This window comes from Kitasatospora sp. NPDC093558 (genome assembly GCF_040683475.1).
Lineage (GTDB): Bacteria > Actinomycetota > Actinomycetes > Streptomycetales > Streptomycetaceae > Kitasatospora.
This window is the reverse complement of the sequence record NZ_JBFBDY010000227.1, coordinates 1-9,902: the sequence shown is the minus strand read 5'-3', so window position 1 is coordinate 9,902 and position 9,902 is coordinate 1. Positions and strand designations below refer to the sequence as shown.

At 73.3% G+C, this 9,902-nt stretch carries 8 protein-coding genes; 7 read left to right on the top strand and 1 reads right to left on the bottom strand.

Annotation, left to right across the window (positions count from 1 at the left end; translation table 11 throughout):
• Positions 1-128: 128 nt before the first annotated feature.
• From AB0O00_RS21000 to AB0O00_RS20970, 7 genes are all read left to right on the top strand, one after another.
• Complete coding sequence (locus AB0O00_RS21000; RefSeq protein WP_363653927.1) at positions 129-797, top strand: SCO family protein; 669 nt, start codon at positions 129-131, stop codon at positions 795-797.
• The gene (locus tag AB0O00_RS20995; protein ID WP_363653925.1) at positions 794-1,330 is read left to right on the top strand and encodes a copper chaperone PCu(A)C; all 537 of its coding nucleotides are present in this window, start codon (positions 794-796) and stop codon (positions 1,328-1,330) included. Before AB0O00_RS21000 ends, AB0O00_RS20995 begins: the two co-directional genes overlap by 4 nt.
• Positions 1,331-1,343: 13 nt before the next feature.
• Complete coding sequence (locus tag AB0O00_RS20990; RefSeq protein WP_363653923.1) at positions 1,344-3,347, top strand: FixH family protein; 2,004 nt, start codon at positions 1,344-1,346, stop codon at positions 3,345-3,347.
• Positions 3,348-3,349: 2 nt separating this feature from the next.
• Entirely contained in the window at positions 3,350-4,621 is a 1,272-nt protein-coding gene (gene efeB, locus AB0O00_RS20985) for an iron uptake transporter deferrochelatase/peroxidase subunit (RefSeq protein WP_363653921.1), read from the top strand.
• 142 nt (positions 4,622-4,763) lie between these two features.
• On the top strand, positions 4,764-5,699 hold the full coding sequence (gene pheA, locus AB0O00_RS20980; protein WP_363653919.1) for a prephenate dehydratase: 936 nt from the start codon (positions 4,764-4,766) through the stop codon (positions 5,697-5,699).
• 519 nt (positions 5,700-6,218) lie between these two features.
• Positions 6,219-7,496, top strand: coding sequence for a serine--tRNA ligase (serS, locus tag AB0O00_RS20975; protein WP_363653917.1), 1,278 nt, complete (start codon positions 6,219-6,221; stop codon positions 7,494-7,496).
• Positions 7,497-7,537: 41 nt separating this feature from the next.
• A complete protein-coding gene (locus tag AB0O00_RS20970; protein ID WP_363653915.1) occupies positions 7,538-8,398 on the top strand; it encodes an HAD family hydrolase in 861 nt (286 codons plus the stop codon).
• A gap of 51 nt (positions 8,399-8,449) precedes the next feature.
• On the opposite strand, the gene AB0O00_RS20965 is transcribed toward AB0O00_RS20970, so the two are convergent.
• On the bottom strand, positions 8,450-9,715 hold the full coding sequence (locus AB0O00_RS20965) for a transglycosylase family protein (RefSeq protein WP_363653913.1): 1,266 nt from the start codon (positions 9,713-9,715) through the stop codon (positions 8,450-8,452).
• Positions 9,716-9,902: the final 187 nt, after the last annotated feature.

The following is a 9,902-nucleotide window of genomic DNA, read 5'->3' as shown; positions in this document are numbered from 1 at the left end:
ACCCCCACCCCCTGACTTGGTTTTTCATACAACCGGGCGCCCCCCCCCCCCCCCCCGGCGCGGGGGCCCCCCCCCCCCCCCCGGCCCCCCCCCCCGCCGGCGGCCCACCGCGCACGATCGGAACCCGCATGCCCCGCACCACCCGCACCACCCGCCTGGCCGGCGCGGCCGCCGTCGCCCTGGCCGCCGCGCTCACCCTGACCGCCTGCGGTTCCTCCGGCGGCGACGCGGCCACCGCCAAGGTGACGCAGCAGAAGGACGCCTCGCCGTACGAGGGCACCAAGCTCGCCAAGAACTTCGAGAAGCCGGACCTCACGCTGACCGACACCTCCGGCCAGCCCTTCGACCTGCGCCAGCGCACCAACGGCAAGAGCCTGCTGCTGTTCTTCGGCTACACCAGCTGCCCGGACGTCTGCCCGACCACCATGGGCGACATCGGCGTCGCGATGAAGGGCCTGTCCCCCGAGGAGCGGCAGAAGATCGACGTCGTGTTCGTCTCCACCGACCCGCAGCGCGACACCCCCAAGGTGCTGCGCACCTGGCTCGACTCGATGGGCAGCGACTTCATAGGCCTCACCGGCGACCTCGCGAAGGTCAAGACCGCGGCCCGCTCGCTCGGCATCATGATCGAGGACCCGGTCGTCAATGCCGACGGCACCGTCACCTCCACCCACGGCGCGCAGGTGCTGGCCTTCCTCCCCTCGGACGACAAGGCGCACGTGCTGTACATGAGCGGCACCGAGGTGAAGACGTACCAGCACGACCTGCCGCTGCTCGCCAAGGGGGTCGCGGCGTGACCGCGGTGCGCGAGCGGAAGGTACGCGAACGGACGGTGCGCGGACGTACGGTGCGCGGCTTCCGGCGGACGGCGCTCACCGGCGCGGTGCTGGCGACGGCCCTCGGCGGCGGCGCCTTCCTGGCCGCCTGCGGGGCGGGCGGCCAGGACGGCGCCGCGGGCGGGGCGGCCCGGCTGAGCGTCGCCGACTCCTACATCCCGCTGCCCCCGGCGGGCGGGATGGCGGCCGGCTACCTGACCGTGCGCAACGACGGCGGCGAGGACCAGCTGGTCAAGGTGACCAGCCCGGGCGCCGGGTCGGTCACCATGCACCGGTCGACCCCGTCGAGCATGGAGGAGGTCGACCGCCTGGACGTGCCCGCGCACGGCGCGCTGCAGTTCACCCGGGGCGGCACCCACCTCATGATCATGGGCTGGCAGAAGCCCCCGGCCCTCGGGGACGAGCTGGAGCTCGACCTGACCTTCGCCAAGTCCGGCACCATCTCCGTCAAGGTGCCGGTCAAGGAGCTCACCTACCGTCCCGGCCAGAGTTAGGGGTTCCGCCAGCATGGAGAAGGCCTCGCACCAACGGACCGCCCCCGCACGCACCGCCCCCCGGCGCGCCGCGGGGCTGCTCGGACTGCTCGGCGCGCTGTTCGCGCTGATGCTGGCCGGCGCCGGGCCGGCGTCCGCGCACGCCACCCTGGAAGCCACCGACCCGCACCAGAACTCGGTGCTCGCCACCGCCCCGCAGGCGGTCACGCTGACCTTCAGCGAGGCCGTGTCGCTCTCCGGCGACTCCGTCCGGGTGCTCGACCCGGCCGGCAAGGCGGTGGACACCGGCAACCCGGGGCACGCCGACGGCAAGGCCGACACGGCCAGGGTCGGGCTCAACCCCGGCCTCGCCAACGGCACGTACACGGTGGCCTGGCGGGCGGTCTCGGAGGACTCGCACCCCGTCGGCGGCGCGTTCACCTTCTCCATCGGCGCGCCCTCGGACACCTCGGTGTCCGCGACCGCGCTCCAGGGCGCCAAGGCGGACGGCGTGGTCGCCGCGCTGTACGGCACCGGGCGCACCGTCGCGTACGTCGCGTACGCGCTGCTGGCCGGCGCCGCCGCGTTCACGCTCGTCTGCTGGCCCGCCGGGGTGGCCCGACGCCCGGTGCAGCGGCTGCTGATGACCGGGTGGGTGGCGCTGCTGGTGTCCACCGTCGCGGTGCTGATGCTGCGCGGCCCGTACGAGCGCGGCTCCGGGATCGGGCAGGCCTTCGACCTCTCGCTGGTGCGCGCCACGCTGGACGAGCGGATCGGCACCGCGCTGGCCGCGCGGCTGCTGCTGCTCGCGGCGAGCGGCGTGTTCCTGTCGCTGCTGGTCGGCCAGCTCGGGCAGCCCGAGGTCGAGAGCAAGCACGAGGATGGGGACGACCCCGACTCCGAGGCCGCCGAACTGCGCGCGCTGGAGCAGCGCGCCGCCCAGCGCCCGCAGCGCGAGGCCAGGATCGGGCTCGGCGTCGGCGGGCTCGTGCTGGCCGTCGCCCTCGCGGCGACGTGGGTCGGCGCGGACCACGCCTCGGTCGGCATCCAGGTCTGGCTGGCGCTGCCACTCGGCCTGCTGCACCTCATCGCGATGGCCTTCTGGCTGGGCGGCCTCGCCTCGCTGCTGGTCGCGCTGCGCGAGGGCGTCGGCGCGGAGGTCGTCGACCGCTTCTCGAAGATCGCGTTCGGTTCGGTCGCCGTGCTCGTCGTGACCGGCCTCTACCAGTCCTGGCGCGGCCTCGGCAGCTGGGGCGCGCTGACCGGCACCGAGTACGGGCGGCTGCTGCTGGTGAAGACCGGCTGCGTGGTCGCGATGCTCGGCGTCGCCTGGCTCTCCCGCTCCTGGCTGGCCCGGCTGCGCGCGGCCCCGGCCGAGGCGGCCGAGGTCGAGCCGGCCGAGCTGCCCGAGCCGGTCGCCGTCGCGGCCCACTCCGAGGACCCCGTCCGCCAGGCCCAGCTGGAGCGCCAGCGGGCCGCGGTGGAGAGCGCCGGCCGCGAGCGCGGACTGACCCCGACCCGGGCCGGGCTGCGCCGCTCGGTGCTGGTCGAGGCGGCCGTCGCGGTGGCCGTGCTGGTGGTCACCACGATGCTCACCAACTCCCCGCCCGGGCGGGTCGCGGGCGAGATCAAGGCCGGGGGCGCCGCGGCGCCGGCGGCCGGCGGGACCGCGCCCGTGCAGACCCAGCCGGGCCGCACCCTCGAACTCAAGCTCCCGTACGACACCAAGGGCCGCACGCCGAACGCCAAGGGCACCGCGACGGTGACCGTCAACCCGGCGGGGACGGGCGCCAACGAGGTGAAGCTCGCGCTCGACGGCGCGGACGGACAGCCGGTGGACGTCCCCGAGGTGCAGCTCGCCTTCACCCTGCCGGACCGCGACCTCGGCCCGCTGCCCGTGCCGCTGACCCCCGGCGGCACCGGCCGCTGGAGCGGCACCGCGCAGCTGCCGCTGGCCGGGAACTGGGTGGTGTCGGTGCAGATCCGCTCCTCCGACATCGACCAGACCACCCCGACGCAGTCCCTGAAGATCGGCTGAGCATGACCGACAGCACCACCGTACGGACCGGCCTCACCCGGCGCGCGCTGCTCGGCACCGCCGGCGCGGGCCTGGTCGCCGGCGCGGGCGCCGGGGTCGCCGGGGCCGTCGCCCTGGGCCACCCGGCCGCAGGCGAGGCGGGCGGCGGCGATGCGGGCGGCGGCCCGGCGCTCGGCGCGGCCCGGGTGCCGTTCTTCGGCGAGCACCAGGCCGGCATCCTCGACCCGCAGCAGGCCAGGGTCCAGCTCGCCGCCTTCGACCTGGCCGACGGCGCCGGGCGGGACGGGCTGCGCGGCCTGCTCCAGCGCTGGTCGCGCACGGCGGCGCGGCTGACCGCCGGGGAGCCGGCCGAGGAGTTCGACAACCAGATCGCGCTGGACGCCGGCCCCTGCTCGCTGACCCTCACCTTCGGCTTCGGGGCCGCCCTGTTCGACAAGGCCGCACTGGCCGACCGCCGCCCGGCCGCCCTCGAACCGCTGCCCGCCTTCCCCGGCGACGCGCTCGACCCGGCGCGCGGCGACGGCGACCTCTTCGTCCAGATCGGCGCCGACGACGCCCTGGTGGCCGTGCACGCCCTGCGGGTGCTCCAGCGCCAGGCCGCCGGGACGGCCGCGCTGCGCTGGCAGTGCGCCGGCTTCGCCCGCACCCCCGGCGCCACCCCGCACCCGATGACCGGCCGCAACCTGATGGGCCAGATCGACGGCAGCAACAACCCCAGACCCGCCGACGACGGCTTCGCCGCCAAGGTGTTCGCCGCCGCCGGAGGAGACCAGCCGGCCTGGACGGCGGGCGGCTCGTACCTGGTGTTCCGGCGGATCCGGATGCTGCTCGACCACTGGGAGGCGCTGCCGGTGGACCGCCAGGAGCGGGTGATCGGGCGGCGCAAGTCCGACGGCGCGCCGCTCGGCACGCCCGCCGGGGCCGGGGAACACGCGCCGGTGGACCTGTCCGCCCAGGGGGAGGACGGCGCCCTGGCGATCCCCTCCGACGCGCACGTCCGGGTCGCCGCACCGGCCTCCAACGGCGGCGCGGCCATGCTGCGGCGCGGATTCTCGTACCACGACGGCCTGTTGGCGGACGGCTCGCCGGACGCCGGGCTGCTCTTCCTCGCCTTCCAGGCCGACCCGCGCAAGGGCTTCACCCCGGTGCAGCGCAAGCTGTCGCGCGGCGACGGCCTCTCCCGCTTCCTGCGGCACGAGGCGAGCGGCGTGTACGTCGTGCCGCCCGGCGCCCCGCAGGGCGGGTACGTGGGGCAGCAGTTGCTGGACGGCTGAACCGCCGCCCGCCCCGCACGCCGAGCGGCACGACCGTCGAACAGCCGGTCGACGGCGGCGGATTCCGCCCATCGGAACGCTTTCCTGGGCGGGGAACGGAGTGGTTATGGTGGCTACTTCGACCTGACGAGACGGAGACGGCATGTCGGCCACCCGCTACACCTACCTCGGCCCGGCGGGCACCTTCACCGAGGCTGCCCTGCGCACCCTGCCCGAGGCGGCGACCCGGGAGCTGGTGCCGCTGGCCTCGGTGCCGCTGGTGCTGGACGCGGTGCGCGGCGGCGAGGCCTCCGGCGCCTTCGTGCCGATCGAGAACTCCGTCGAGGGCGCCGTCACCGCGACCAGCGACGAACTCGCCTCCGGCGCACCGCTCATGATCTACCGTGAGGTGCTGCTGCCGATCGCCTTCGCGCTGCTGGTGCGGCCCGGCACCGAGCTGTCCGAGGTCAAGACCGTCACCAGCCACCCGGTGGCGCAGCCGCAGGTGCGGCGCTGGATGGCGGCCAACCTGCCGGACGCGCAGTGGGAGTCGGCCGCCTCCAACGCGGACGGCGCCCGGCTGGTGGCCGAGGGCCGCTACGACGGCGCGTTCGCGGGCGAGTTCGCGGCGCCGATCTACGGGCTGGACCCGCTGGTCAAGGAGATCGCCGACGCGCAGAACGCGACCACCCGTTTCGTCCTGGTCGGCAAGCCGGGGCGGGTCTCGTCGCCGACCGGGGCGGACAAGACCTCGATGGTGGTCTGGCTGCCGGACGACCACCCCGGTGCGCTGCTGGAGCTGCTCCAGGAGTTCGCGGTGCGCGGGATCAACCTGATGCGGATCGAGTCCCGGCCGACCGGCGAGGGGCTGGGGAGCTACTGCTTCCTCATCGACTGCGAGGGGCACCTGTCCGAGCGCCGGGTGGGCGAGGCGCTGATGGGCCTCAAGCGGATCTGCCCGCAGGTGCGTTTCCTCGGCTCCTATCCGCGCGCCGACCGGCAGGCGCCCACGCACCAGCGGCCCGGAACCTCGGACGGGGATTTCGCCGCGGCCGCCGACTGGCTCTCGCGCGCCCTCGACGGGCGCGGCGACATCTGAGCGACACCCTTTGTCCTTCCGGTGTCCTTCCGGCCTTTTCCGACCGTTTTGGCCCGGCATCTCCGGGCCGGTCGGGTGACTCCACCCCGTCGTCCACAGGGGTGTCCGGAGCCGGAACCCACTGTCCACAGGGCCGTCCGCTATCCACAGCCGAAAGTTATCCACAGGCCTGGGGATGAGTCGACAAACCGGTATAGCCACTGCGCAGAACGGTCAGATCATCGGTTTGCTTCGCAGAGTTGACTAATCGGGCCAGAGTCACCCGCCTACCAGCAAATCACCCGTTCGAGTGCTTCAATTCCCTCAGCCGAGAAGGTCGAATGAGGTTTGAAACCTCAATTCCTCGGTTCGACCACCCGGAGGACGGTACTCCGCAAGGATCCACAGCCCCAGCCCCACTCCTGTGGATAACTCGCCGCCGGGCGGTTCCCCACAGGAGTTATCCACAGGCGGCGGTGAGTTATCCCCAGGGAAAAACCGGTATCGGTGGACGAGCCCGTGCCCGGTAGGCTTGGGCGCGTGATTGACCTTCGCCTGCTCCGTGAGGACCCTGACCGAGTGCGCGCCTCGCAGCGCGTCCGTGGCGAGGACGTCGACCTGGTCGACGCCCTCCTCTCCGCCGACGAGCGGCGCCGGTCCTCGGGCACTCGCTTCGACGAACTGCGCAGCGAGCAGCGCCTGCTCGGCAAGCAGGTCGCCCAGGCCAAGGGCGACGAGAAGGCCGCCCTGCTGCAGCGCACCAAGGACCTGGCCGCCGAGGTCAAGGCCGCGGACGCCGAACAGGGCGCGGCCAAGGACGAGGCCGACCGCCTGCTCCGCTCGCTGGCGAACCTCATCGACCCGGCCGCCCCGGTCGGCGGCGAGGAGGACTTCGTCACGCTGGAGGAGATCGGCACCCCGCGCGACTTCGCCGCCGAGGGCTTCGAGCCGCGCGACCACGTCGAGCTCGGGCAGATCCTGGGCGCGATCGACACCGAGCGCGGCGCCAAGGTCGCCGGCGCCCGCTCGTACTACCTGACCGGCGTCGGCGCGCTGCTGGAGCTCGCCCTGGTCAACATGGCCTTCGCGCAGGCCACCGCGGCCGGCTTCATCCCGATGATCACGCCCACCCTGGTCCGCCCGGCCGCCATGGACGGCACCGGCTTCCTGGGCCAGGCCGCCGAGAACGTGTACCACCTCAAGGAGGAGGACCGTTACCTCGTCGGCACCAGCGAGGTCCCCCTCGCGGCGTACCACATGGACGAGATCATCGAGGCCGAGAAGCTGCCGCTGCGCTACGCCGGCTACTCGTCCTGCTTCCGCCGCGAGGCCGGCACCTACGGCAAGGACACCCGCGGCATCATCCGCGTCCACCAGTTCGAGAAGGTGGAGATGTTCGTCTACACCACTCCCGAGGACGCCGAGAACGAGCACCGCCGCCTGCTCCAGTGGGAGAAGGACTTCCTCAACGCGCTGGAGCTGCCCTACCGGGTGATCGACGTCGCCTCCGGCGACCTCGGCGCCTCGGCGGCCCGCAAGTTCGACATCGAGGCCTGGATCCCCACCCAGGGCAAGTACCGCGAGGTCACCTCGACCTCCAACACCACCGAGTACCAGTCGCGCCGGCTGGCCATCCGGATGCGCGAGGAGGGCAAGACCCGCCCGCTCGCCACCCTGAACGGCACGCTGGTCGCCGTCCCGCGCACCATCGTGGCGATCCTGGAGAATCACCAGCAGGCCGACGGCTCGGTGGTCGTGCCGGAGGCGCTGCGGCCGTTCCTCGGCGGGCGCACGGTCCTCGAACCGGTCGCCAAGTAGCAGCACCGCACCACCAGCAACTCCCGGGAGACGCACGGCCCATGAGCACCACCAGCCCCAGCCCCGTCTCCCTCGGCGACGACTCCCCGCGCGGTGGCGGCCTGCCCTTCCGGCTGGTCGCCACCGACCTCGACGGCACCCTGCTGACCAGCGAGGAGACCGTCTCCGAGCGCACCCGCGCCGCCCTGGCCACGGCCACCGGCGCGGGGGCGCTGCACATCGTCGTCACCGGCCGCTCGGCGGTCTGGGCCCGGCCGGTGTTCGACGAGATCGGCTACACCGGGATAGCGGTCTGCGGCCAGGGCGCCCAGGTCTACGACGCCGGCGCGCACAAGCTGCTCACCTCCCTCACGCTGGACCGCCGGCTCGCGGCGCTCGCCATCGCCAAGATCGAGGCCGAGACCGGCCCGCTGGCCGTGGCCGCCAGCCAGGACGGGCTGGACGGCCAGGTCCTCGCCGGGCCCGGCTACGAGCTGCTGATCGGCTCCGACCTGCCGGTCGTCCGGGTCGAGCGGGACGAGCTGCTCGCCACCCCGATCAGCAAGCTCTACATCCAGCACCCCGGCCTCACCGACGACGCCCTCGCCGAGGCCGCCCGCCGCGTCGCGGGGGACCTGGTCGGCGCCGTCATGGCCGGCGCCGGCGTGGTGGAGCTGCTGCCGCTCGGCCTGTCCAAGGCCACCGGGCTGGCCGTCGCCGCCCGCCGCCTCGGGGTGCGCGCCGCCGACACCATCGCCTTCGGCGACATGCCCAACGACGTGCCGATGTTCGGCTGGGCCGCGCACGGCGTCGCGATGGCCAACGCCCACGAGGAGCTCCTGGCCGTGGCCGACGAGGTCACCGCGGGCAACGACGAGGACGGCGTGGCCGTCGTCCTGGAACGCCTCTACCCGTCCCACTGAACGCCCGGCGCGGCCCCCCGCTGTAGGGAGGCCGCGGACGGTCCGGGTGGGTCAGACGTGGAGGTCGAAGGAGGCGGCGGTGGCGCTGCCGGCGGTGCCGGGGATCGCGTTGTCGCTCCACTTGCCGGTCGAGTCGGTGTAGATCTCGTGCAGCGCGCCGTCTTCCACGACCTCCAGCACGCGCTCGCCGGTGGGCTTCACCTTGACCGACACCGAAGTGATGTTGCCGCTCACCCCGGGCACGGCGTTGTCGTTCCAGTTCCCCGACGCATCGCTGTAGATCTCGTGCAGCACACCGCCCTCAACAGCCTCGACCACCCGCGCACCGGACGACTTGTTGTACGCGAACCCCAGCGCACTGATGTTCCCGCCCACACCCGCAACCGCGTTGTCGTGCCAGTTCCCGGCCGCATCCGCGTAGATCTCGTGCAGCGCACCGCCCTCGACGGCCTCGATCACCCGCGTCCCCGACGGGCTGTACGCGAACGCCACCTGACTCACGTTGCTCACACCCTGGATCACGTTGTCGTGCCAGTTCCCGGCCGCGTCGGCGTAGATCTCGTGGATCTGCCCACCCTCGACCGCCTCGATCACCCGCGTCCCCGAGTTCGGGTCATACGCGAACCCAAGAGAATCGATCTTCCCCGACACCGGAACCACGTTGTCGTGCCAACCCGCCGCATCCGCGTAAATCTCGTGCAGCGCACCATCACCCTCGACAGCCTCCACCACCCGCGCCCCCGACGGGCTGTACGCGAAGCCCATCGCACCGATGCCCCCGCCCACACCCGCAACCGCGTTGTCGTGCCAACCCGCCGCATCCGTGTACACCTCGTGCAGCGCACCACCCTCAACCGCCTCCACCGTCCGGTTGTTCGCCGCCGGCGGAGCCGGAACCGGAGTCGGCGCCGGAGTCGGGGCCGGAGTGGGCGTCGACGGATACGGGTTCGCGTGGTCGTAGGCCAGTCCCGCCTTCGCACCGCAGCTCCAAGCGCCGGCGCCCTGGTCGGCCAGGATCTTCTCGGCGATCAGGATCTGCTGCTGCTTGGTCGCCAGATCGGGGCGCGCGGCGTAGGCGAGGCCGCCGTAGTAACGCCAGTTGGAGAGGGTTATCTGAAGTCCGCCGTAGTAGGTGCGGCTCCCGTCGATGATGCTCCAGTTCCCCGTGCTCTCGCACTGGGCCACCTTGTCCCAGGTGGCCACGGACGCCGCGTTCGCGGTGCCGGCGCCGGCGGCCAGCGCCGCCGAGGCGAGCGAGGCTGCGGCGCCGAGAAGGAGAACGCGGCTAAAGCGGGTGCGGGGGCGGTGGGCGCGCATGACGGTTCCTCAGGTGTGAGTTCGGCTGACGGTCTGATCGGCGACGGCGGGTGCGCCGGAAAGCCCTGGTGGGTGACGCGGCCGTCCCGCGTGCCCGGTACGGAGCTCGTACCGGGCACGCGGGACGGGGTCGGGTCAGACGTGGAGGTCGAAGGAGGCGGCGGTGGCGCTGCCGGCGGTGCCGGGG

Excerpts from the sequence above, each read along its gene's own strand:
- AB0O00_RS20990 (WP_363653923.1), top strand. The coding sequence starts at position 1,344 with ATGGAGAAGGCCTCGCACCAACGGACCGCCCCCGCACGCACCGCCCCC.
- AB0O00_RS20965 (WP_363653913.1), bottom strand. The coding sequence starts at position 9,715 with ATGCGCGCCCACCGCCCCCGCACCCGCTTTAGCCGCGTTCTCCTTCTC.
- AB0O00_RS21000 (WP_363653927.1), top strand. The coding sequence starts at position 129 with ATGCCCCGCACCACCCGCACCACCCGCCTGGCCGGCGCGGCCGCCGTC.
- pheA (WP_363653919.1), top strand. The coding sequence starts at position 4,764 with ATGTCGGCCACCCGCTACACCTACCTCGGCCCGGCGGGCACCTTCACC.
- efeB (WP_363653921.1), top strand. The coding sequence starts at position 3,350 with ATGACCGACAGCACCACCGTACGGACCGGCCTCACCCGGCGCGCGCTG.
- AB0O00_RS20970 (WP_363653915.1), top strand. The coding sequence starts at position 7,538 with ATGAGCACCACCAGCCCCAGCCCCGTCTCCCTCGGCGACGACTCCCCG.